This window comes from Streptomyces beijiangensis, assembly GCF_017315755.1.
GTDB lineage: Bacteria > Actinomycetota > Actinomycetes > Streptomycetales > Streptomycetaceae > Streptomyces > Streptomyces beijiangensis.
Map to the genome: position 1 here is coordinate 1 of NZ_JAFLRJ010000175.1, position 22,742 is coordinate 22,742.

A 22,742-nucleotide genomic window follows, 5' to 3' on the forward strand; every position below is an offset into this window, starting at 1 on the left:
CGGGCCCGCGACCGGGATGCGGCGCGGGGCGGAGCCGTCCGTCGCGACGGCCCAGAGCGCGCCGCCCGCGGTGTACGCGGCCAGGTGTGCCTGGAGGTCGGTCGCGTACGACCCTGCCTCGGCGGCCAGCATGCGCTCCGTCCCGCTCTCGTACAGCCACAGTTGGCCGGAGCGCAGGAACAGCACGCGCTCGCCGTCCGCCGAGACGGTGAAGTCGCGCGGGGCGCCGAGCGTGAAGCGGCGGGTGCGGGCGAACTGGCGGGGGAATTCTTCGATGCTCATGGGCTCCATCGTTTTCTCTCAGGGGTGTGGCGGCCGGAAAACAAGTGATCGTCGGCCGCTGTCCCCGAAGTCACAGCGACCCGCTAGGTCACGCCCTTGCGTGAGGGAGGCTCGCTCTCGGGGATCGTCGAGGCCGACGATCTCGGTGCGTACGTCATGAAGTTGTCTGCCTGGTGGCGCTGACCTGCGGCGTTGTAGCCGATTCTCCCCACGGGCTCCCCAGAGTCGTCGATACTCCAAATCCTCCCCAGAGGTGCCTCTGGGGAGGATTTGGTGACGCGGGAGAACTGGTTCGGAGCGGCCGGAGCCCCGCTGTCGGTGGAGACAGGTGTGACGGGCGTGCCGTCTTGGAAGCTGCGCCAGAGGTGTGGGTCCGGGACACCGGGTGGGGGTCGGTTCCACATCGCACAGGTAGGCGAAACCGTCCAAGACGGTCCACGCAGCCAGGGACGGACGGCGAACCCTGCGCCCTGGTGGTCGTTCGCGAAACAGCTGTCGGACACCGTGACCATGTACGGCCTCGACGGCATCGACTTCGACGACGAGTATGCATAATACGGCAACAACGGCACCGGCCGGCCCAACGACGGTCGTTCATGCACCTGGTGACGGCGCTGCGCGGTGCGCTTCCGTATCACTTCAGAGGCAGTGCGGCCTTGAGATCCTCCGGCCTGCGCGGCCCCAGGATCCGCCGTTCCTCCGCCCGGATGGGTACGTCGTTGATGCTTGCCTCACGTCGCCGCATCAGGCCGTGCGCGTCGAACTCCCACAGTTCGTTGCCGTAGGAGCGCCAGTGCCCGCCGTCCGCGTCCCGCCACTCGTACTGGAAGCGGACCGCGATCCGGTTGTCCGTGTAGGACCACAGCTCCTTGCGCAGCGCGTAGTCGAGCTCCCTGTCCCACTTCCCGGCGAGGAAGGCGCGGATCTCCTCCCGCCCGGTCACGAAGGAGTCGCGGTTGCGCCACACCGAGTCCTCCGTGTAGGCGAGCGCGACCCGCTCGGGGTCGCGGGTGTTCCACGCGTCCTCGGCGGCCTGCACTTTGGCGCGCGCGTCGGCCTCGGTGAACGGCGGTACGGGAGCGCGGACCTGGGTGCTCATTCCGACCACTCCGAATTCTCGATGACGGTGACGAAGTCGGTGCGCACGAAGCCGGGAGAGAAGTGGGCGAGCACGTCGGCCTTGACGTTGCCGAACGCGGTGTCCGGGCGGTGCGCGATGCCCTCGGTGAACGCCGCGAGGATTCGCCGCTTGAAGTCCGGCCGCGGATGCGCGGCCACGACCGCCGCCCGCTGCGCGTCACCGATCTCGTCGAACCCGAGCCCGAGGACGTCGACCTCGACGCCCGCGGTGACCAGCGCGACCTCCGGCTCCATCCGGTACGGGATCTCCGGAGTGGTGTGGAGGGCGATCGCCGTCCAGGCGATCCGGGCCTGCTCGGGTTCGAGGCCGTGCCGCAGCAGGAAGTCCCGGGCGGCGTCCGCACCGTCGATCTCGAAGCGCTGCTCGGACGTGGCGTACTTCTGCGTAAGTCCCAGGTCGTGGAACAGGGCTGCCAGGTACAGGAGTTCGGGGTCGAAGACCAGGCTGCGTCGGCGGCCGCGCAGCGCTCCGAAGAGGAAGACGCGGCGCGAGTGGTCGTAGAGCAGCTCGCCCGCGGTGTCGCGGACCAGCTCGGTCGCCTCCTCGGCGAGTGCGCTGTCGGGGATCTCGATGTCGGCGATACGTGTGGTCACGGTCGGCTCCTCGTCGGGTGGGGCGGTCCGGTCGGCGTCGTTGTCGCGCTGCCCTCAGCCTGCCTCCCGCGCGCATTCGCGCACCATGTCTATTGGGACAGGTATCCCACACATATGGACATGCCGTGGCGCTAACCTGGGGACATGAGTACGCGTGAACGCCCCCTTCCACGCACCGTCGCCGTACTCGCGTTCGACGGCGTGCGTCTGCTCGATGTCACGGCTCCGCTGGAGGTGTTCAGTACGGCGGCCACCCTGGGTGCCCGCTACGAGGTGGCCCTGCTGTCCCCTGCCGGTGGCCCGGTCACCACCTCGGCCGGGACCCGGCTGCTCACGGACCCGGTCGACGAACAGACGGGGCGTGTCCACACGCTGATCGTGCCCGGGTCCCCCGGCCTCCCCAAGGAGGTGCCGGCCGGCCTCCTCGACGCTGTCCACACGCTGCACTCCGCGTCCTGGCGTACCGCATCCGTCTGCACCGGCGCCTTCGCGCTGGCCGAGGCGGGACTGCTGCACGGCCGCCGTGCCACCACGCACTGGCGGCACGTGACCACGCTCGCGCAACGCCATCCCGACATCGAGGTGGACGGCGACGCGATTTTCGTACGGGACGGGCGGATCTACACCTCGGCGGGAGTGAGCGCCGGACTCGACCTCTCCCTGGCCCTCGTCGAAGCCGACGAAGGCCCCGGCCTGGCCCGCGAAGTTGCCCGGGACCTTGTGGTCTTCCTCCAGCGCCCGGGCGGCCAGTCGCAGTTCTCCGTCGCGGCCCGCACCCCCACGCCACGTCACAGCACACTCACCGCGCTCCTGCGATCCATTGCCGCGGACCCGGCAGCGGACCAATCCCTGCCCGAACTCGCCCGCCGGGCCGGCCTCAGCGCCCGCCATCTCACCCGGCTCTTCAACGAGGAGGTCGGCGATACCCCGGGCGGATACGTTGAGTCGATGCGCCTGGAAGCCGCCCGGACCCTCCTCGACGCGGGCGAGACGGTCACGGCGACGGCCCACCTCAGCGGCCTGGGCAGCGACGAGACCCTGCGCCGGGTGTTCCTGCGCCACTTGGGGGTGACGCCCTCGACATACCGTGCGCGTTTCCGCACGACGGACCCGACCGGCCCCGGACGCGGGCCCCGCACGGCGTAGGTGGGGGGGCGGAGCCGACTGCGGCAACGACAGCTCGGCCCCGCGTACGGCCCGAGCGCCGCACCATCCAGGCTCCTCATCGACCGCGAGCGCATCCTCACCGGGCGAGGGGCCGGGCCCCGGCAGGGGACGACCTCGCCATGTGTCGCGCGGGCGAGAGGCCACGCACCTCGGGCACCTCTTTCTGAGTGGCTGATTCTCTTCTGGAAATCGACCCGCGACGCTGGTAAGCGATTTCGTCAATCATTCATTCTGCGTACCGGAAAAGCCGCAACGGTGAAGTGCACCCAAGTCGGCCGGGACCCCATTGACAACAGGCGCCACCTGCCGCTTCACTCCTCGGAGTGACCGTCCATAGCCACGGCGATACTCCTCAGGGCGTATCAATTGCTATGTGCAGTCGCTCTGTTGGGAGTCACCGGAACGCGAAGGAGAGAAATTCATGTCGAAGATCCTCACCGCTCTGCGGTTCGTCAAGAAGAGTGAGCCGAGCCTCAAGCAGAGCGCCTGGTATTTCTGGTACTAAACCGGTAACTCCAGCACCGGGCCCGTACCCGGCTGAGCCGAATTGACCCAATGGCCCCGCCGAGTTCGGGCCCTCTGCATTCCTCCGGAGCTCTCTTATGCCCGTCATTTCCCCTTCGTATTCACGTGCGCGGCGTACGACCGTATTCGCCCCACGCCTCCAGGCGCTCATCGACGACCATCTCGGCAAGGACCTCGTCCGGCTGGAACCCGACACCATCGGCATCGCGGGCGCGGAACTGTCCGACCGGATTCTCGCCGCACGGAAGGCCACCGAGACCGAGCGGCCGACGTTCAAACCGCTGCACGGGCGGTCCATCGCCAAGCCCGAGGCGTCATCGGTGATCCGGACCATCGGCAAGGACGTACGCGAGGCGCTGGAGCGGCCGCTGTCGCCGCCGGTGAAGGGGAAGGACCTGTCGGGGCCGTGGCCCATCACCGGGCACCTGTTCCTCCGCGACCTCGTCCTGCGCGACGATCCGTACCGGCTGCGCATCCTGATGTCCCGCAAGCTGGAGATCGACCCCAAGCTGACGTGGTCGACGATCGTCGCGGGCGCCGCCCTGCCGTTCCGGCCGGAACCGGGCCCGCAACTGACGCACATGGCCAACCTGTTCGCCGAGGCGCGTGGCTACCACGACCGGCGCTACGCGATGGGCATGTACCGGCGGGCCGCCGCCCCCGTGTGCTTCACCGTCTCCACCCTCGTCGCCAACGCCCTCTGGCTCGGCTCCCCCTTTGACGAGGGAGTCTCGAACCGGAACATCCTGTACGAGGCGATGCGGCTGCTGCCGCCGTCCTGGAACCTGCTGCGCAACCGCAGCCCCGAATACCCCGCGGTCGACTCCAGGATCGGGCCCGGTGACGACGTACTGATGCTGCCGCTGCTCACCCATCGCGACCCCGCGCTGTGGGACGCCCCGAACGAGTTCAGGCCTGAGCGGTGGGAGGGCCTCGATCCGGACAACACCCCTGGGTACATGCCGTTCGGGCACATCAGCGAGCGTTGCTGGGGACGGCACATGGTGCTGCCCCTGGCAGAGCTGCTCCTTGACCGCATTCGGCAGGACGGCCTGGTGGTGGCCCCCGGGCAGCGGACCGCCGAGGTGCCGCTCGTCGGTCTCCTCGGGGTGCGGACCGTCCACGTCGGCCGCCGGGAACGGATACGCCATGCCCAAGGCTGGTCCCGTAAATGATCTTTGGCTTCCTCGGGTAGCCGGTCGCCGACCGAAATTTCCCAGATTGTCCGTGGATCTCCAGGGAATCCGGCCGTATGGCCTGGCGAAATGCTGGCAGAAGTCACCGCGACCCGCTATGTCACGCCCCTGCGGGGGCGGCTCGCTGCCCGGGATCGTCGAGGCCGACGATCCCGGTACGTACGTCATGAAGTTTCCGTGCGGGAGCCGCTGACCTGGTCTTTTGGGCGCTTTCAGCTTTGTGCGGCTTGGTGTAGCCGGTTCTCCCCAGACGCTCCCCAGCGCGGTCTCAACTCCCCAGGTTCTCCCCAGCGATCCCCCGTGGGAAGTGTCAGAGAACTCGGTGCGCTGACGCCGTGAAGACCAGGGCGGAGAGTGCGGGAACATGGCTCTGGGTTTATCGCGGGAGCCGGCGCGTAGGTGCTTTGACCTCGACCGAGCTGTCGTGCTCGCGGCGTTGTGCAGTGGGCGGCAAGCCAGACCCGGATGGCCACGCCGTGACTGCCCATCGCCACCGTCTCCCCGCCGCTCTGTGCAGCCTCATCGACCACGCCGTCGAACCTGTCCATGGTTCTGTCGGTAGTTGGTGACGTCAGTTGTTCGTGAAAGCTGACGGCACCAGGTGATGGCCCAGGAAGATGTTCGCGAATTCTGACGTCACCATCGAGGTTGCGGTGTCAAGCTGGATGTGCTCAGTAAAGGAGCACCCCCGATGCCGCCTGGCCAGTCGAAGGTCGAGTTGTACGCCGCGCTGCGGCGCGACTCCCGCGATGGCATGTCGAACCGGGCGTTGCAGTGCAAGTACGGCGTCACCTGGAGCACGGTCAACAAGGCCCTGACCTCGGCTTGGCCGCAGCCACGCACGACAACCGCTCCGGCGCGGCCGTCGAAGCTGGATCCGTTCACGCTGCTGATCGACGAGATCCTGCTCATTGATCTGGACGCGACCAGGAAACAGCGCCACACCGTCACCCCGGATCTACCGCCGTCTGATCGACGAGCACTCCTCGTCCGAGGCGTTGCGCTGACCACTTGAACCCGCACCGATGAGAGGGCGCAAGCGTCCTGCGAGCAACCGCGCGGTCCGGCCAGGGACTGAGAGTCCGGTGTTTATACCTTGCTCGCGACCACCATGTAGTTCTCGGCCTCAAGATCGAACGTGCTCAGTTCCGTTTGGAGTCCGACCCGGTGCAGCTCGGCTTCGAGTTCCTCGTACCGGTAGGGCCAGCAGGACAGCAGTTCCGAGCGGACAAGAACCAACCCGGTCGCATCAACTTGCGCGATCGCAATCTCGATGTGGTGCTCCTCCTCCCAATGCGGCGCAATCTCCCAGCGGTAGACCACGACGGCATCGCGACCGTTCCGGCGGACGAGTCGGTCACTGATCTCCAGCCGGGAACCTCTGGCCCTCACGAGTTCCCAAGTGCGGGATGTGAGTACCAAGCGCCCGCCGGGGCGCAGAAGCCGTGACATCGACTCCAGAGCAGCACCCCTGCCTGTCGCGCCCCCGGCATGGTGAAGCGCGTTGCCAACGCAGAACACCATGTCGAATGTGTTGTCCTGGAAATGGTCGGGCAACTCTTCCCAGTTCGCCCGTACGGCCCGGACGGATGCCCCGAACTCCTCAGACAACTCTGCAGTCCGGCGAACCATCCCCTCGCTGGCGTCAGTTGCGACAACCTGCATGCCACGACCGGCGAGGCCAACCGCCAACTGGCCGGTCCCGCAAGCACAGTCGAGGACGTGAGCGTTCGACGGCAGGAGATTGAGGACGTCGTCGAACGACGCGGCGAACTCGGCTGGAGGCAACTTTGCATCCGAGATGAGCCATTCGTACACCTCGGCAAGCACGTCATAGCCTGTCACAACCACTACCTCCGTCACGCGGCAGACTCACGGTCGGACGTCAGTCCATCAGCGGAGCAAGCCGGGCACCAATGTTTTTCGCAAGGGCGGCCGATGAGGGTCGGTTCACCCCCGCCTGAGCGGGGGTGAACCGACCCCGGGCTCAACTCAACCCGACGCCAATCGGTGGTCCCCGCCCGAGCGGGGGTGAACCGGAACAGCGCGTCCATCTCGTCATGGGAGTCGGATGGTCCCCGCGGGAGTTCCGCTCCTCCGCCACCGCGTCATCCTCATGGCCCTGCTCCGAATCCGCTTCTCGTGACGGAGCGTCACGGGTGCACTGAGGCACACCCCAACTTCACGGTATTGCTGTCAGGGTCACATTCTCGAGTGCGCCGACACTTGCCGAAGCTTTGGACAGGGCGTTCCCCGTTATCCGTAGCTTCGACCGCACGGGGCCGTGTAGCGTCCAGACCAGCAGTCGTGGTTCCGAAGTACCGCCCGTGGACGCGAGTTCACGGGCAGCTTGCTGTTCAGCGTCTCTGAGGACCAGGACGACCACCTCCGGCTCCCGCAAGGTGCGGGAGGCGACTTCGAGTCCCCTTGGAGGACACATGGCCAGCGGAACCGTTAAGTGGTTCAACGCGGAAAAAGGCTTCGGCTTCATCGAGCAGGAGGGTGGCGGCCCGGATGTCTTCGCCCACTACTCGAACATCAACGCCTCCGGCTTCCGTGAGCTTCAGGAAGGCCAGAAGGTGAACTTCGATATCACCCAGGGCCAGAAGGGCCCGCAGGCGGAGAACATCACTCCCGCCTGAGCTCTCAGACTCCGTGATGCCCGCCTCGGTTTACCGATGCGGGCATCATGCGTCAGTGCGGTGCATGTCCACGCAGGCAGGCCGCCCGGCGTTCCGACGCCACCCGCGCCACGATCCTTGCTGCGGCCCGCGAGCGGTTCGTGGCGGACGGCTACGAGAAGTCGACCATCCGGGCCATCGCGCGCGACGCGAAGATCGACCCGTCGATGGTGATGCGCTACTACGGCAACAAGGCGGGCCTGTTCGCGGTGGCCGTCGCGATCGATCCCGGATTGCCGGGCCTGTCCCTCGAACCGCGCGAGGAGATCGGCCGTCCGCTGGTGCGCCACTTCCTCACCCTGTGGGAGGAGAACGCTGAGCTCACCGCGCTGATGCGGGTCGGCGCCACCGACCCGGCCGCCGCCGATCGCATGCAGAGCGTGCTGCGCGAGCAGATGATCCCGCTGGCCCGCCGGCTGGGCCACGAGCCGGAGCAGGCGCAGGCGCGGGCGGCACTGTGCGTCTCGACCGTGCTGGGGCTCGCGCTGACGCGCTACGTGCTGCGGTTCCCGGCGAGCATGGCGCTCGGCCGCGAGGAGATCGTGGACTGGCTTGGACCCACGGTCCAGCGGTATCTCACCGCACCCACGCCCTGAAGTAGGCGTCGAGGCGTCCGCCGCGACCTCGGTCACGGCGGATGCCCTCAAAGGGAGACCGACAGGATCAGCCCTGTTTCTGCGGCTTGCGGGACTTGCCGCATGCTGGTCGTACAGGGCCGCAGCGACGACGCATATCTGGAGACGCTGACCCACGCGATCGAGGCGGCAGTGAAAGCCGCCGTCCGCCCAGAGCCGTAAACGGGCCTTCAGCCGCTGTGGGCAGCCGGCTCAGGGCCGGCGTCGAGCGCGTCGAGGCCGACCCTCCGGGTCACGCAGTGGCCGAGACCTGTCGACGGGCTCGCCCCGTCCTCGTCAGCTCAGCTCCGAGCGCCGGCTGACTCGCCTTGCGGACTGCGCGGGCCGGACCCTGTGGCCCCGGTGGCCGCAAGATCCAGGTCGAGACGGCTGGTTATTTCCAATTCGCATCTTCCATACGGGTTCACGTGGGTCCAGAACAGCGGAGACAGCCCCCGCCGGTCCGCTTTGGTGAGCGTGCCCGCCCACTTCGGATCGCCCGAGCAAGTCGATCCGGGCCCCGCGGGCGGGCCCCGTGCTGTACTCGCGCGCTAGGGAATGACGTCTGCTCGTGCACTGTGCCCCGGAGAGGGACGGAAAGTCCTAAGCCGGTGGCTGGGGTCGAGTAAGGCCGAGGTCGTACGCGAGGATCACGGCCTGGATGCGGTCTCGGGCCCCGACCTTTGCCAGTACGCGTCCGACGTGTGTTTTCACGGTGGACTCGGCGAGCACCAGCCGCTCGGCGATTTCCCCGTTGCTCCAGCCCTGCCCGACAGCGACCAGGATCTCCCGCTCGCGGTCCGTGAGGGCCTGATACCGCGGGTCGTCCTCGGCCTGGCGGCCTCGGGGCCCGGTGAGGAGGTGGTCGGCATAGGTGTCCAGGAGACGTCGCGTCAGGGCCGGGGCGATGACCGCGTCTCCCTTGGCGACGGCGCGGATCCCGGCCAGCAACTCCTCTGGCCTGGCGTCCTTGAGCAGGAAGCCGCTGGCTCCCGCACGCAGTGCGGCGTGTGCGTATTCATCGAGGTCGAAAGTGGTGAGCACGAGGACTTTGGATCGCCCTCCACCGGCGACGATGCGGCGGGTGGCTTCGATGCCGTCCATCCCCGGCATGCGGATGTCCATGAGGACGACTTCGGGGCGCAGCGTGGCTGTGCGGCGTACGGCTTCCGCTCCGTGCGCGGCTTCGCCGATCACGTCGGTCTCGGGTGCGTTCTCGAGGAGCATCCGGAAGCCGAGGCGCTGCAGTGGATGGTCATCCACGATGAGGACACTGGTCATGTCGTGGTACCTGACGGGTCGGGGAGCGGCGTGAGATCGAGGACAGCCTCGACAGTCCATCCGGCGCCGGGGCCGGGTCCTGCGGTGAGGGTGCCTCCGTACAGGGCGGCACGTTCGGTCATTCCGGCCAGCCCGTGTCCCTCGGCCCGGGGTGGGCGCGGCCGGCCGGAACCTTCGGGAGGGCCTGAGTCCTGGACGCGGAGGTGTAGTTGGCCGGGATCGACGCGCAAGGTGACGTGTGCCCGTGCGCGGGGGCCGGCGTGCTTGAGCGTGTTGGTGAGCGCTTCCTGAACGATGCGGTACACCATCAACTGCAATCCCCGGTCCAGAGCATCCGACTCGCCGACGGAGTGGTACTCCACGCGGGGTCCGGCCGCACGGACACGGGTGAACAGCGCTTCGAGATCTCCGACACCGGGCTGTGGGGCGAGTTGCAGGCCATCCGTCCGCTCGCGAAGAGCGCCGAGCATGCGGCGAAGCTCTCCCAGAGCGGTGCGGCCGGTGTCACCGATCAGGACCAGGGCCTGCTTGCCGCGTTCGGGGGAGGCGTCGACTGCGTACGCTCCACCATCGGCCAGCGTGATGATGACGGACAGATTGTGGCCGACGATGTCGTGCATCTCCCGCGCGACACGGGCACGTTCGGTGATGGCAGCCAACCTGCTGCGCTGGTCGCGCTCGATCTCCAGACGAGCCGCGCGGTCGCGGAGGCCGGCCAGCTGTGCCCGGCGGATGCGTACGGCAAAGCCCAGAGCGACGGCGGCGACAGCTGCGCTGAAGAGGAAGAACAAGGCGTCGGGCGTGGACACCGCACCGGAAAATTGCAGGGCGACAAGACACAGGGCGACGGCAGTTGCCGCACAGGCCCAGGGGAGATGACGCAAGCGTCCGTGCAGCACCAGGCTGTAGAGGGCGACGAGCAGCGCTGCGTCGGCACGCAACCAGGCTCCCAGCGACCACTGGACCAGGAACACCGCAAGGATCACGGTGAATGCGGCGGTCGGGTTCCTGCGTCTGAAGAGCAGAGGGAGTACGAGGCCGGCCTGCAGTGCCAGAATGCCGGCCACCGGCAGGTGGGTGAATTGGATGCGGATCTCGTCCGGGCCTTTGCGATGGACGAGATCAGGCACGCAGAGCAACAGGAATGCGCAGACCACCACCGCCGTGTCCAGGCCCCACGGGTGCCTGCGGTCGGCTTGGCGCATTCGCTGACCGACTCGGGCGCCCCATGCGACCAGCGGATGGCCGGAGAGGAAGTCGGAATCCGCGTGCGGCAGATGGCCGGGTTCCGTGCCGTGAACGCTGTCGTCGTTCGTCACCATCGCCCTGTCCAGTGGGAGGAGGGTGCGACCGCGGGACGTGACCGTGAGGTCGGTCCCGCGGTGCAGCACCTCGGCACGACCGTCAGGCGTCCGTGCGTACGAGTCGCCATGCCGCACCGGCCAGGGCCAGCACGGTCCAGCCGAAGAAGACTGCCAGTCCTGCTCCGGGCGAGAGTACGTCGACGCCGTGGTGCAGGGTGAACATCGCCTCGCCCGCATTGCTCGGCAGATACGGGCTGATGTTGTCCTGCCAGGAGGTGGGCAGCAGGGACACCAGACCGGGAACAAGCATCAGCGTGGCGACGAGGACGGAGATCCCGCCGGCCACCGACCGGAGCCAGGCCCCGAGGGCGGTGCCGATCACAGCGACGAGGCCGAGGTAGAGACCGGCGCCCAGCAGCGCACGTACCACGCCCGAATCGGAAATGGTGAGCGCCGCGGGTGTGCCGTCGACGATGCCGCTGCCGATCAGGAACGTGATGAACGCTCCGACCGATGCGATGACCAGGGCGACGACGCCGAAGACCGCGGACTTCGCCCAGAGCACCGGAAGACGGCGCGGGACAGCGGCCAGCGTGGAGCGGATCATCCCGGTGGAGTACTCGCCCGCGGTCACCAGGACGCCCAGTACGCCGAGGGCGAGTTGAGCGAAGTTGGTGCCGAAGAGGGAGAGGCTCAATGCCGTGGACGAGGCGAAGTCCGGGTCCATGTGCCGGCCGGAGTCGATGCGTGACTTGTACTGGGCTGCGGCGATGAGTCCGAAGGCCACCAGGAACAGCAGTCCCAGGCCGAGGGTGATCCAGGTGGAGCGGAGTGTCCAGAGCTTGGCCCACTCCGAGCGCACGACCCGGGGGCCCGTGACCTTGTACGCAGGTCGGGTGGCCGGCGTGGCGGGCACCGTGGGGGTCTGGGTGGCAGTTGCTGCGGTCATCAGGCGGCGCTCCCGGGGAGGTCGATGCCGGTGGTGCCGTGATACTCGACGGCGTCCCGGGTGAGGTCCATGAACGCCTGCTCGAGCGAGACGGTGCGGTCGGTGAGCTCGAACAGCGCGATGCCGTGCTCGGCCGCCTTGTAGCCAATGGCCCGGGCGGTCAGGCCGATGACGTTCAGTTCTTCGGAACCTGCCTGGCCCGATATCTCGACACCGGGCCCGGCGAGGACCTCGCGCAGTCGGGCGGGATCGGCGGTGGCCACCCGTACGGAATCGCCGCCTGCTTCACGGACCAGGTCCTTGACGGTGGTGTCGGCCAGCAGGCGGCCGCGTCCCACGACGATGAGGTGATCGGCCACCAGGGCCATCTCGCTCATCAGGTGGGAGGAGACGAAGACCGTACGCCCTTCGGCGGCCAGGCCGGTGAGGAGATTGCGGATCCACAGGACGCCCTCGGGGTCGAGCCCGTTGACCGGCTCGTCGAGCATGACCGTGGCGGGATCGCCGAGCAGGGCGGCCGCAATTCCCAAACGCTGGCCCATGCCGAGGGAGAACGCGCCCGCGCGCCTCTTCGCCACCGACTGCAGCCCGGTCAGCTCGATCACCTTCTCCACCCGGCTGCGCGGAATGCCGTGTGACAGGGCGAGTGCGTTGAGGTGGTTGAAGGCGGAGCGCCCCGGATGGATGGACTTGGCCTCCAGCAGCGCACCGACCTCCTGCAACGGGGCGGAGTGCTGGGCGTACCGCTTTCCGTTGACGCTCACGCTGCCGCCCGTGGGGGCATCCAGACCCACGATCATGCGCATCGTGGTGGACTTGCCGGCACCGTTAGGACCGAGGAACCCAGTGACGGTTCCCGGCTGGACGCTGAACTCCAGCCCGTCGACCGCGGTCTTCTCCCCGTACCTTTTCGTCAGACCGTGTGCCTCGATCATCGCTCACCCTTACGTCCTGGCGGCCGAACCGTCCCGGCCCCTCGCACGAAACGCTACGGGCGCCGACGCCGCGACTCGTGCTACCAGGGATGGAACCGGTGCTCGCGAAGGTGGTACCGGCGTACTACTCGCTCTACTCGCTCTACTCGCTCCACCCGCTCCGGTCCCGGCCGGTTTCGTCGCCGTGAGAACCATGGGCACGCGCATTGGCTTCCTGCGCCGCCCGGACCGCAGCTACCGGGCGAGAGCCACATACGCGGACGCCCCGCACCTCACCCTTCCCTCAACCTTTCTGCAGAAGGAGTGGCCCCCTCCCAAGCCAAGTGCAGTTTTGGCCAGGCCCCGCCAGAGCTGTCGCCACAGCGTTTACCGCGCGCTTCCCTTGCGGAGCGCGGGCGTTGGAGAGTCCGCCTTGAGATTCCGAGGCGGAGGTGCCCTTCATGCATCGTCGTTACGTCGCCGCATTCACTGGCGTCATGCTGCTGGCCGGAGCCGCGGCCTGTTCCTCGTCGTCCGGGTCGTCGGGGACCACCCCTGCGACCTCTGGCACGTCCTCGGCCGTGGCTCCCGAGACCAACCCGCCCGGGGACATCCCCGACCCCCAGGTGTTCGTCGCCTGGTCGCCGCCGCCGCCTGGCGGGGGCTACACCGTCAAGGTGCCAGAGGGCTGGGCGCGTACTGCAAAGGGCGCCTCCACCGTCTTCGCTTCCGCGTTCAACAGCGTGTCCGTCGAGCACCACTGCCCCCACCGAGCAATCCGTGCGAACGAGCGGGCTGCCGGGGACGCCCAAGGTGTCCACCGTGCAGCGCAAGGGCGGCACCGCGGTCCTCGCCCTCTACCGGGTCCAGTCACCGCCCGACCAGGTGACCGGCAAGAGCGTCCAGCAGGACGTGGAGCGCTACGCGTTCCGGAAGAAGGGCGGCGGCCAGGCGGTCCTCACCCTCTCCGGGGCCGTCGGCGCGGACAACGTCGACCCGTGGCGCATTGTCACGGACTCCTTCCGGTGGTCCCGATGACGGACAGCGTCCTCACGGCCCGCAGCCTGTACCGGTTCTTCCGGGCCGGGGACGAGGAGACCTTCGCACTTCAGGGCATCGGCCTGGAGGTGGCCGCCGGGGAGATCGTCGCCGTCACCGGCCCCTCGGGATCGGGCAAGACCACACTCCTGTCCTGCCTCGCCGGACTCGACGAACCCGACGGCGGCTCCGTGCACATCGCGGGGGAGCGGCTCAGCCACCGCGGCGAGCGCGAGCGCGGCCGCATCAGGGCACGCCGCCTCGGCGTGCTGTTCCAGTCGGGGAACCTCCTCGACCATCTGACGGTGCGGGACAACATCGCCCTCGTACAGGGCCTGGTCCGCAGAAAGGCCCGGGTGCGCCCGGCCGATCTCCTCGACCGCATGGGCATCGGCAACCGCGCCGGCGCCCTGCCCCGGCAGCTGTCCGGCGGCGAATCGGCCCGCGCCGGGCTCGCCGTCGCTCTCGCCAACGACCCCGCCGTTCTGCTCGCCGACGAGCCGACCGGAGAGGTGGACGGCGAGACGGAACGCCGGCTGCTCGCCCTGCTGCGGGAGCGTGCCGCGGCCGGGACCGCGGTCGTCGTGGTCACCCACAGCCGGGCCGTCGCCGCCGTGGCCGACCGGGTGCTGAAGCTGCGCGACGGGCGGTGGGTGTGATGGCGGCGGCAGCCCCGGAGCCGCTCGTGCGCTGCTCGGACGTGGCGCGTACGTACGGAAAGGGGACCGGCGCCGTGGTCGCCGTCCACGGGGTCAGCTGCGCGGCTCATCCGTGCGGTGACTCCAGCCGGTAGCCGAAGTTGCGCAGGGTGGTGATCCGTACCTGGCCCGCCAGTTTGCGGCGCAGCGCGCCCACGTGGACGTCCAGGGTCTTGGTCGGGCCGAACCAGTTCTCGTCCCAGACCTGGCTCATCAGCTCCTCCCGGCTGATCGCCTGCCCCGCGGAGGCGGCCAGCCGCACAAGAAGGTCGAACTCCCTGGGTCTCAGGGCGACTTCACCCGTCGGCGTGAAGCAGCGCCGGGCCGGCCGGTCGATCAGCAGCGGGCCGAGCCGGATCCGCACCCCCGTGGCTGTCGTGCGCCGCAGATGAGCGGCCACCCGTGCCTGCAGTTCCGCGAGCCGGAAGGGTTTGGTCAGATAGTCGTCTGCGCCGGACTCCAGGGCCTGTATGACGTCCATTTCCTCGGTCCGTGCCGTCAGCACCACCAGCACCGCTGAGGGGACCCGCTCGCGTAGCCGCCGGCACAACTCGAAACCGTCCAGGTCGGGAAGGCCGAGATCGATCAGCATCAGTTCGGCGGGTTCATCCTGCGCCCGGCTCAGCGCCTGGCCACCGTCTTTGCACCACACTGCTTCGTGTCCGAGCGCGCGCAGCGTCTCGGCGAGTCTGCCGCCGATCGCGGGGTCGTCCTCGACGACCACGATGCGTGCCACGCCCCCACCGTAGACCGGTCCGGTCCCTGTGGACCTGTACGCAACCTGAACAGGACCCGGGCGTTTACCGGCGCCACACCGGCTACGGACATACTGGCCCGATGACCGCCCACCGCGTCCTGATCGTCGAGGACGACCACGGCCTGCGCGACGTCCTCGCACGGGGCCTGCGCGAGGAACAGTTCGAGGTGCTGACCGCCTCCGACGGCGCGGGCGCGCTCCGCAGTGTCCACGACCGCGTTGATGCTGTCGTCCTGGACGTCGGCCTGCCCGACTCCGACGGGCGGGACGTCTGCCAGGCGATGCGCGCCGGGGGCATCGATGTCCCGGTGGTGTTCCTCACCGCCCACGACACCGTCTCCGACCGGCTCTCCGGCTTCTCCTCCGGCGGCGACGACTACCTCGGCAAACCCTTCCACCTGGCCGAACTCGCCGCCCGGGTGCGGGCCGCACTGCGCCGGGCTGGTCGCGAGGCGGCCGTGCACGTCGAGGAGCTGAAGCTCGACCCGGTGCGTCACGTCCTGGACACCGGCGCCGGCCGGCTGCCGTTGACCCCGACCGAGTTCCGGCTGCTCGCCTGCCTCATGACAGCACCCGGAGCCGTGGTCCGCCGCCGGGCGCTGCTGCGGGCGGGCTGGCCGGAGGGCGCGTACGTGAGCGAGAACACCCTCGACCAGTACGTGACCCGGCTGCGCCGCAAGCTGCGCGACGCCGAGAGCCGGCGTGCCATCGCGACCGTCCGCGGTGTGGGCTACCGCCTCGAGTGAGGCCGCTGTTCAGCAGACCCCGCACCCTGCGCGGGCGGCTCGCACTGCTCGCGCTCGCCACCGGAGCGGTGTGGGTGACGCTTCTCACGGTCGCCTTCAACGTCGTACTCAGCGGGCGGCTGCGCGAACAGGCGGACGACCTGCTGCGCACCAGGGCCGCGGCGGTCGCCTCGACCGTCGAGGCGCGCCCTGACGGCACGCTCCTCGTCCATGAACCGGCCGACGACCGGGCGCTGGACGTCGGGGTCTGGATCTACAAGGGCAAGAATGTCGTCGAGAAGCCCTCAGGGGCGGCTGGGCTCCAGAGCTGGGCGGATCGGCTCGCGGGTCGGGGCGAGGTCTTCACCGACACCGCGAAGCCGAATGCCACCCGGCTGTACGCCCTGCCGGTCCGCTCGGGTGGGCGGCAGGTGGGCACCGTCGTCGCCTCGGTCGGCCTCGACCCCTACCGCTCCACGGCGGATGCGGTTCTCGCAGGCTCGGTGGGCCTGGGGCTGCTGCTTCTGGGCGGGGTCTTCCTCGTCACCCGTACGGTGGTGGGCCGCGCCCTGGAGCCGGTCGGCGCGATGAGCGCCCAGGCCGCCGAGTGGAGCGAGACCGGGGCCCCAACCCGCTTCGGCGTCGCCGGACGCCCCACCGAACTCTCCGCGCTCGCCGTCAACCTTGACGAACTCCTGGACAGGCTGGCCGCCGTACTGCGCCATGAGCAGCAGCAGACCGCCGAGCTCTCCCACGAGCTGCGCACCCCGCTCGCGCGGATCACCGCCGAGACGGAGTGGCTGCTGGCCCGCCCACGTGACGAGGGCGAACAGCAGACCTCACACGCAGCGATCGCGGCGGCGGCCGCGACCATGCGGCAGATTTGCGAGACCCTCCTGTCCGAGTCCCGCACCCGGACCGCGCAGGTGCCCGGCCGCTGCCAACTGGCCGATGCAACAAGGGAGGTGGCCAGTCGCAGTGCATCCGACCATCCCGGGGCCCCGCCCGTGACGGTGCACGGAGGGGCGGTCACCGCGGGGGTCTCCGCTCCCGTACTCGAACGCATCCTGACCCCGATCCTCGACAACGCCCGGCGCTACGCACGCCGCACCGTCACCGTCTCGTACGCACAGATCCCCGGCGGCGTCGAGATCGTGATCGCCGACGACGGCCCCGGAGTGCCCGGGGCCGCCGCGGACGCCGTCTTCACGCCGGGCCGCCGGGCCGACCCGGCCGACGGCCATGACGGCGCGGGCCTCGGCCTCGCGCTCGCCCGCCGGCTGGCCCGTGCGGCGGGCGGTGACATCACACTGGCGGCACCGCTCGCATCAACTCCCGGCGCGAGATTCGTCGTTACGCTTCCCGCTGGCTGACCGGAGACTCTTCTCGCCGGGTCACGCTCAGATAGACGACCAACGTCAGAATCGCCACCAGGAAGATCGCGCTGGTGCCGACCGTGCCGAGCCCCAGCCCGCCGTCGGCCTTCGCCTGCGAGAGATAGTCGCCGAGCGAGGCGCCGAGCGGGCGGGTAAGGATGTACGCGAGCCAGAAAGAGGCCACCGCGCCCATCCGCAGTCCGAAGTGGGCGAAGGCGACCGCGGCGATCAGCACCGCGAAGAGTACGGCCGACACCCAATAGCCGAGGTTGAGGCGCTCGGCTGTGAGGTCCCCGGCCGAGGTGCCGAGCGCGAAGGTGAAGAGGATCGTCAGCCAGTAGTACGCCTCCCGCCGGGCCGTGTGGATGGTGTGGATGGAGAGGGTCTTCTCCGACGCATACCAGGCGCCGAAGGTCGCGGCCAGGGCCACCGCGAAGACCAGCGTGGTGGTCTCCAGCGGTACACCGAGGTTGTCGGTGAGGTTGTCGCTGACCAGCGTGCCGACGACGCTGATCAGAACGACGGCCAGCCAGTAGATGGCCGGCACGTACCTGCGGACCTTGAACTGCAGGACCAGCGCGACGATCAGTAGCAGGCCCATCACGTAGGAGGTGTTCGTCAGGCCAAGGCCCATATTGTCGTTGAGCAGGTCCGCCGCGGTCTCGCCCACCGTGGTGCACAGGACCTTGATGATCCAGAAGTACACGGTGATCTCGGGGACCTTGTTGCGCAGTTCCCGGCTGCCGCTGCCGCTGCCGCTGCCACTGCGGGAGTGGGGTGTCGTCTGTGTGTGGGTCATGGGCGGACACGCTGGCACGGCCCACCTGAACTCAACCTGACCGCGCCCCGCAAGGAATCTGCCGGACACGAGACCCCCGTACTCCGAGTCCGATAACGCGCGAAACCCTGTGGGTGCATCGCGGGAGGTTCCGGGGGCGTGATGAGAATGTCCGTGACCGTGGCTACTGACCGCCAGAACAGGCGCGGTCGCGTTCTTCGGTGTTGCTTAGCCGTTCGACCACCCAGCAGGCGACCGCCCGGTACTCCTCCCCTGCCCGCTCCGGCAGCTGCAGTGCGGCGAACTCGGCCACGTGTTCCACGACAGTGTTTGGCCTCGGCAGCGGTAGCCCAGGTAGCTGATGGCTTGGCCCCGCAGCCTGCGCAGGGTGTCCGGACACCCTGCGATCATCTGTGCGTCTCACACAGGAGTTCGAGTAAGCACCCGATCTGACCGCCGTGCACCCAGGGCATTCCCTGCCGTGTATGACTTGTCGTACCGTCGCGTGAATTGCCGCCTGCACGGGGGTCCGTGGCAGGCCGGACCGGGGGAGGGGCACTGTGGCGGTATCCGAGGAGGATGGCTGGGGGGCGCAGGCGAAGTGCCTGACGGCCGATCCGGAAGAGCTGTTCGTCGAGGGGGCCGCGCAGAACCGGGCGAAGGCCCTGTGCACCGGCTGCCCGGTACGCACGCAATGCCTCGCACATGCCCTGGACAACCGGATCGAGCACGGAATCTGGGGCGGCATGACCGAACGCGAACGACGTGCCCTCCTGCGCCGCCGCCCCCTGGTGACGTCTTGGAAGCGCCTGCTCCAAACCGCGCAGACCGAGCATGAGCGAAGCACCCCAACGGGCCTGAATGGCAAAGACAGTCAGACCAGGGCCAGCTGAGAGCGGGTCTCAAGGCCCCTACGGTTGCTCCGGCGGGGCCTCTTCGTGTAACTGGTCACTAGGATCCGCAGCCTCCTTCACAGGGCAGTTGTCGAGTGTGTACACGACGAGGGGGAGTTGAGGCCCGACTTCTGGTGTGAGGTGTCGGTCGGTGGATCAGAAACCCTGTCCTGATCCCTTACTGCGCGAGCGGGTTGAGGCCGCGCACGAATGTGCTCGCCGGCTGACCGAGGCGAACCGCAGGCTCAGGGATCAACTCGCCCGAACGCTGAGGAACCTACGTGGGGCAGGAGGAGCCGTTCGCGCGATGTCGATGGGGCCGGTTTGGCGAGCGGCGCCCGCAGCACACGGGCTGACCCGTCCGGTCGCAGACACCTGGAGAACGTCGGACTCTACGGTCTTGCCGGACTGGAATCGGACAGGAGCAAAGTGAGGTAGCGGGCGAGCACCAGGCCGGGCAACTACCGGAACAGGACCCACCACCGTGCGGCACGCAGAGGTGGCCAGCGGGATCATGACGCCGACCAGCCCGTACCACGTTCCCGGACAGGTTTCCGCGCCCGTGGGGGGTGCACGGCTCAATGGTGACGTGACTTCTGCATCCGACCGGAGCACGCTTGCACCGGACATGACGTCACAACGGGTTGGCGCACGACGGATCCCGTGTCCGGACGCGAGGTCGGCAACTCTTCGCGTTTCTGCATGTCTCAGGGGGGTGAGGATGTCACCGACCGGCGAAGGGGAGCACCGTCCCCCTCCTGATGCGCCGCGCGGAGGAGCTGCCTTCCGCCGCGATCCCCTGGCCTTTCTGACAGCGGAGTTCGATACCTCGCGCGACGTGTGGCGCTCAGCCTCGGGACGCCTGTGCGTGGCGAACCCGCAGGCCGCGCGTGACGTCCTGAGTAATCGGCACGAGTACTTCCGTGAGACGTCGGACTTCTTCCACACCCGCCGACGTGTGTTCGGCCCCCGGTCCGCACAGATCGATATCGGCCGCGCGGCACGCGGACTGCTACGCCATCACCTCGAAGCCCACCGCGCCGACATTCCGCGCCTAGTGGATGAAGCTCTCACCCCCGCAAGCACGTGGCCCGACGCCGGCAATCTGCTGGTACGCGAGCTTCTCCGCACCGCGCTTGTGCATCCAGACTCACCGGCGGCACTGAGCCGGGCCGTCGACGCCGTCATCGAACGAGCAGTGCTGTCCGGTGCGCGCGAACACCACTCGACCCTCTCCCGCGCCGTGTTCCGCCGTCGAACCATGCGTTCGATCACGACAGAGATCCGGGAACGTCGCCTCGCCGGAGCCACGACCGGAACAACCGCGCCGCGCGACCTGCTCGACATCACGGTCAGCGCCGGCGGACCCACAGCGCGGCCCGCCGAACTGGCCGAGGTCTACCTCTCGTTCCTGTTCGCCACCGTCGGCTCGATCGGCTTCGCTCTCGGGTGGTCGGTGTATCTCGTCGGTACGCACCCTGGTGCTGAGAACGCCGAGCCGGGCTGGATCGTACGGGAGGCGATGCGGCTGTGGCCGGTCGCGTGGATGTTCGCCCGCACCCCCGAGAAGGAACACCGACTCGCCGGCGTGCCAGTGGCCCCGCCCGACCAGGTGGACGTGTGCACCTATCTGGTGCACCGGCATCCGGCGTACTGGGAGCGACCGGACGAGTTCGTGCCTGAGCGGTGGGCCCAGCCGATCCGCGACCCCGCGTTCATGCCCTTCGGACACGGCCCGCACACCTGCGCCGGCGCGACAGTCACCATGAGCCTGCTGGAGGACCTCGTCCTGGCCGTCGTACGCCATCGGAACCTGTCGGTCGAACTCTGCGGCGAGGCCGCACCACCGGGCCCCGCCCTTGCACCTCCACGATTCACCATGCGGCTGCGCCACAGCCGCGACTCGGCCGAGGGGAGGTGAACACCATGAGGAAGCTCTACCGCTCCGCGAAGTCGGCCCTGAACATCAGGTCCGGCTACGGCGGGGTCATCCACTGGTACCTCTACCACCACATCTGACAGGGACTGGTGCGGGGAGCCGTCGAGGCCCCGCCCTCACGAGAGGCGGAGCCATGACCACCCCGCACCACACCTCCGACTTCCTGCACGATCTGCGCCGCCGCAGCGCCGCTGAAGGCGGCGTCTTCTGGGTCGACGAGGGGCTCCTCGCGCTCTTCGAGCCGCATGCGGCCCGTCAAGTCAGCGGGTCGAACTGGCATCGTCTGGTCATGCACGACCGTTTGATCGACATGGTGCGTCGCCGTACCAGCCACCCGGTGCGATGGACCCGCGTCCGGGGCGCATGGCTTGCGCAACTGCACCGGCTGTCAACCGGCGAACACCACGCCACGATGCTCGCGCGGATGGAAGGGGCAGTGGAGGAACGACTGGGCGAGGAAGTCGACCTCGTGAGGTTCGCGCAGGACCTCACCGTGCGCTCAATGCTCCCGGTCGCGCTGTCCGGACTGACCACCCGCGAGTCCGCCCGCATCAGCCAGGACCTCAACCAGAAACTGGTGCGGCTCATAGCTCTGGATCCGCTCCGGGGGCCGTGGCGGCATCTGCGGTTCACCGCGGTGCAGGTCCGGGCCGGTCTGATCGTACGGCGCGTGCTGCGTCAGCGATCGTCCGGCCGCCGCCCACGGGAGCTCGACCTCGCCGACCCGATCGTGGAACTGTTGCCCGAACTCGGCATGGACCGAGCGCTCGACGTCGTCACCGCGGTCCTCACCGCGATCGCTGGTCCTCCCGGCGCGGCGGCGGCCAGCGTCCTGTACGAACTTGCGCGTCAGCCCGACTGGAACCGGCGGCTGACGGAAGAACTCGCCGAGGTGGACCCGGAGCGATTCTGCGAGTCGCCCGCCACCGTTGCGCCGGTGACGCACCGGTTCGTCAAGGAGGTCCTGCGGATGTGGAGTCCGCCGCTGGTGTTGATGCGCCAGGCACGGCAGACGTTCGATCTCGGGACGACAACTCTGGTGGACGGGCAGAGCTATCTGCTCAGTCCCCACCTCATCCACCGTGACACCAGGTACTGGAAGCAGGCCGACGCCTTCGACCCTGACCGCTTCCTGCCGGGCGCCCCACACGGCCCGGCGGACAAAGACTGCTACGTGCCTTTCGGCTGGGCGCCCAAGAACTGTGTGGGCGCGGACATCGCTACCGTCCAGCTGATGATGGTCTGCTATCTGATGCTGAAGAGGTACCGGCTGGCGGTGCCGGACATCGAAGCCGTGTCGGTGGCCTACCGTTTCGCCCCCGTCCCACAGGAATTCCGCGGCACGATGTCCCGCCGGTAACGGCGGGCGATGACAGCAGCGCCATGAAACGACCGTCGTGTGGACTCCCCTACCGTCCAGCATGCAAACATCGCCTCCACCATTGGCGTGCCTTGCCCAACTCGTGGAGTCCTGAGGGGAGTCCCAGATATGCCGGTGTCATCTCGGCGGCTTCACTCAGGCGGAGGGTGGAGAGTGGCGGCAGGCCACCGAGTCGGCCGCGCCGAGGTCGATTCCTGCGACGCACGGATTCAGGCGCGGTCTGTTGTGTGCCCGGCCGGCATATCGGCTTCGAACGACGGTCCGACCGGGCACATCAAGTCTTGCATGACGGTAGAGGCCGATTTGTCTCGGTGATGGCGAGTGGCCTTGAGGCGAGCCTCGGCGGGCACGGACGGGTCTGATGCAGGGTTGGGTGACAGGTGTGGTCACGCGGCCCGGAGAGCCGGTGTAGTCATGACGATCTCGAACTCGACGGGGGTCAGTCGGCCGAGCGATGTTTGTCTGCGGCGTCGGTGGTAGGTCCTCTCGATCCAGGTCACGATCGCGATC

23 protein-coding genes and 5 pseudogenes are annotated in these 22,742 nt (G+C 68.5%); 16 read left to right on the forward strand and 12 right to left on the reverse strand.

Annotation, left to right across the window (positions count from 1 at the left end; translation table 11 throughout):
- Positions 1-282: pseudogene (locus J0695_RS19390) on the reverse strand (S9 family peptidase); the annotation flags it as partial.
- A 60-nt stretch (positions 283-342) separates the two neighbouring features.
- On the opposite strand from J0695_RS19390, the pseudogene J0695_RS46270 reads away from it, so the two are divergent.
- Positions 343-450, forward strand: a pseudogene (locus J0695_RS46270) (HipA family kinase); the annotation flags it as partial.
- Positions 451-759: 309 nt separating this feature from the next.
- Positions 760-914: pseudogene (locus J0695_RS43975) on the forward strand (chitinase); the annotation flags it as partial.
- Positions 915-916: 2 nt separating this feature from the next.
- Here the strand turns inward: J0695_RS43975 and J0695_RS19395 are convergent.
- Both J0695_RS19395 and J0695_RS19400 read right to left on the reverse strand, forming a co-directional pair.
- Complete coding sequence (locus tag J0695_RS19395; protein WP_206963360.1) at positions 917-1,381, reverse strand: nuclear transport factor 2 family protein; 465 nt, start codon at positions 1,379-1,381, stop codon at positions 917-919.
- The gene (locus tag J0695_RS19400) at positions 1,378-2,016 is read right to left on the reverse strand and encodes an HD domain-containing protein (protein ID WP_206963361.1); all 639 of its coding nucleotides are present in this window, start codon (positions 2,014-2,016) and stop codon (positions 1,378-1,380) included. The genes J0695_RS19395 and J0695_RS19400 overlap by 4 nt, the downstream gene beginning before the upstream one ends.
- Positions 2,017-2,160: 144 nt before the next feature.
- Between J0695_RS19400 and J0695_RS19405 the strand changes: the two genes are divergently transcribed.
- From J0695_RS19405 to J0695_RS19415, 4 genes and pseudogenes are all read left to right on the forward strand, one after another.
- Positions 2,161-3,162, forward strand: a complete 1,002-nt coding sequence (locus J0695_RS19405) for a GlxA family transcriptional regulator (RefSeq protein WP_206963362.1) — start codon at positions 2,161-2,163, stop codon at positions 3,160-3,162.
- A 623-nt stretch (positions 3,163-3,785) separates the two neighbouring features.
- Entirely contained in the window at positions 3,786-4,883 is a 1,098-nt protein-coding gene (locus tag J0695_RS19410; RefSeq protein ID WP_206963363.1) for a cytochrome P450, read from the forward strand.
- Positions 4,884-4,973: 90 nt separating this feature from the next.
- Positions 4,974-5,079 (forward strand): annotated as a pseudogene (locus J0695_RS46275) (HipA family kinase); the annotation flags it as partial.
- 516 nt (positions 5,080-5,595) lie between these two features.
- Positions 5,596-5,919, forward strand: coding sequence for a hypothetical protein (locus J0695_RS19415; RefSeq protein ID WP_206963364.1), 324 nt, complete (start codon positions 5,596-5,598; stop codon positions 5,917-5,919).
- Between the two features lie 74 nt (positions 5,920-5,993).
- On the opposite strand, the gene J0695_RS19420 is transcribed toward J0695_RS19415, so the two are convergent.
- On the reverse strand, positions 5,994-6,749 hold the full coding sequence (locus J0695_RS19420) for a class I SAM-dependent methyltransferase (RefSeq protein WP_206963378.1): 756 nt from the start codon (positions 6,747-6,749) through the stop codon (positions 5,994-5,996).
- A gap of 593 nt (positions 6,750-7,342) precedes the next feature.
- On the opposite strand from J0695_RS19420, the gene J0695_RS19425 reads away from it, so the two are divergent.
- Positions 7,343-7,546, forward strand: coding sequence for a cold-shock protein (locus J0695_RS19425; protein WP_206963365.1), 204 nt, complete (start codon positions 7,343-7,345; stop codon positions 7,544-7,546).
- A 47-nt stretch (positions 7,547-7,593) separates the two neighbouring features.
- The gene (locus J0695_RS19430; protein ID WP_206963366.1) at positions 7,594-8,181 is read left to right on the forward strand and encodes a TetR/AcrR family transcriptional regulator; all 588 of its coding nucleotides are present in this window, start codon (positions 7,594-7,596) and stop codon (positions 8,179-8,181) included.
- A gap of 621 nt (positions 8,182-8,802) precedes the next feature.
- Here J0695_RS19430 and J0695_RS19435 read toward each other — a convergent pair.
- The 4 genes from J0695_RS19435 to J0695_RS19450 form a co-directional block, all read right to left on the reverse strand.
- Positions 8,803-9,480, reverse strand: coding sequence for a response regulator (locus J0695_RS19435; RefSeq protein WP_206963367.1), 678 nt, complete (start codon positions 9,478-9,480; stop codon positions 8,803-8,805).
- A complete protein-coding gene (locus J0695_RS19440; RefSeq protein WP_206963368.1) occupies positions 9,477-10,802 on the reverse strand; it encodes a sensor histidine kinase in 1,326 nt (441 codons plus the stop codon). Before J0695_RS19440 ends, J0695_RS19435 begins: the two co-directional genes overlap by 4 nt.
- A gap of 82 nt (positions 10,803-10,884) precedes the next feature.
- On the reverse strand, positions 10,885-11,733 hold the full coding sequence (locus J0695_RS19445; RefSeq protein ID WP_206963369.1) for an ABC transporter permease: 849 nt from the start codon (positions 11,731-11,733) through the stop codon (positions 10,885-10,887).
- Complete coding sequence (locus J0695_RS19450) at positions 11,733-12,668, reverse strand: ABC transporter ATP-binding protein (RefSeq protein ID WP_206963370.1); 936 nt, start codon at positions 12,666-12,668, stop codon at positions 11,733-11,735. Before J0695_RS19450 ends, J0695_RS19445 begins: the two co-directional genes overlap by 1 nt.
- A 792-nt stretch (positions 12,669-13,460) precedes the next feature.
- Here J0695_RS19450 and J0695_RS43985 point away from each other — a divergent pair.
- Together J0695_RS43985 and J0695_RS19460 are read left to right on the forward strand one after the other, a co-directional pair.
- Positions 13,461-13,685, forward strand: coding sequence for a hypothetical protein (locus J0695_RS43985; RefSeq protein ID WP_242552901.1), 225 nt, complete (start codon positions 13,461-13,463; stop codon positions 13,683-13,685).
- A complete protein-coding gene (locus J0695_RS19460) occupies positions 13,682-14,344 on the forward strand; it encodes an ABC transporter ATP-binding protein (protein ID WP_206963371.1) in 663 nt (220 codons plus the stop codon). The genes J0695_RS43985 and J0695_RS19460 overlap by 4 nt, the downstream gene beginning before the upstream one ends.
- Before the next feature lie 106 nt (positions 14,345-14,450).
- Here the strand turns inward: J0695_RS19460 and J0695_RS45440 are convergent, their stop codons facing one another.
- Complete coding sequence (locus J0695_RS45440; protein ID WP_206963372.1) at positions 14,451-15,119, reverse strand: response regulator transcription factor; 669 nt, start codon at positions 15,117-15,119, stop codon at positions 14,451-14,453.
- Positions 15,120-15,220: 101 nt separating this feature from the next.
- Here J0695_RS45440 and J0695_RS19470 point away from each other — a divergent pair, with 101 nt between their 5' ends.
- Together J0695_RS19470 and J0695_RS19475 are read left to right on the forward strand one after the other, a co-directional pair.
- Positions 15,221-15,886 (forward strand): response regulator transcription factor, encoded by a 666-nt coding sequence (locus tag J0695_RS19470; protein WP_206963373.1) that lies wholly within the window; start codon positions 15,221-15,223, stop codon positions 15,884-15,886.
- The gene (locus J0695_RS19475) at positions 15,883-17,238 is read left to right on the forward strand and encodes a sensor histidine kinase (RefSeq protein ID WP_307798690.1); all 1,356 of its coding nucleotides are present in this window, start codon (positions 15,883-15,885) and stop codon (positions 17,236-17,238) included. Before J0695_RS19470 ends, J0695_RS19475 begins: the two co-directional genes overlap by 4 nt.
- On the opposite strand, the gene J0695_RS19480 is transcribed toward J0695_RS19475, so the two are convergent.
- Positions 17,219-18,040 (reverse strand): COG4705 family protein, encoded by an 822-nt coding sequence (locus J0695_RS19480; protein WP_206963374.1) that lies wholly within the window; start codon positions 18,038-18,040, stop codon positions 17,219-17,221. The genes J0695_RS19475 and J0695_RS19480 overlap by 20 nt on opposite strands.
- Positions 18,041-18,203: 163 nt before the next feature.
- Positions 18,204-18,341, reverse strand: coding sequence for a hypothetical protein (locus J0695_RS19485; RefSeq protein WP_206963375.1), 138 nt, complete (start codon positions 18,339-18,341; stop codon positions 18,204-18,206).
- 238 nt (positions 18,342-18,579) lie between these two features.
- Here J0695_RS19485 and J0695_RS19490 point away from each other — a divergent pair, with 238 nt between their 5' ends.
- The 4 genes from J0695_RS19490 to J0695_RS19500 all read left to right on the forward strand — a co-directional run bounded on the left by J0695_RS19490 (position 18,580) and on the right by J0695_RS19500 (position 22,211).
- Entirely contained in the window at positions 18,580-18,912 is a 333-nt protein-coding gene (locus J0695_RS19490; RefSeq protein WP_206963376.1) for a WhiB family transcriptional regulator, read from the forward strand.
- 868 nt (positions 18,913-19,780) lie between these two features.
- The gene (locus J0695_RS19495; RefSeq protein WP_307798691.1) at positions 19,781-20,833 is read left to right on the forward strand and encodes a cytochrome P450; all 1,053 of its coding nucleotides are present in this window, start codon (positions 19,781-19,783) and stop codon (positions 20,831-20,833) included.
- 5 nt (positions 20,834-20,838) lie between these two features.
- A complete protein-coding gene (locus tag J0695_RS46370; RefSeq protein ID WP_465269119.1) occupies positions 20,839-20,931 on the forward strand; it encodes a hyalucidin A family RiPP precursor in 93 nt (30 codons plus the stop codon).
- A gap of 53 nt (positions 20,932-20,984) precedes the next feature.
- Positions 20,985-22,211, forward strand: coding sequence for a cytochrome P450 (locus J0695_RS19500; protein ID WP_206963377.1), 1,227 nt, complete (start codon positions 20,985-20,987; stop codon positions 22,209-22,211).
- A 407-nt stretch (positions 22,212-22,618) separates the two neighbouring features.
- On the opposite strand, the pseudogene J0695_RS19505 reads toward J0695_RS19500, so the two are convergent.
- Positions 22,619-22,742 (reverse strand): annotated as a pseudogene (locus J0695_RS19505) (IS3 family transposase); the annotation flags it as partial.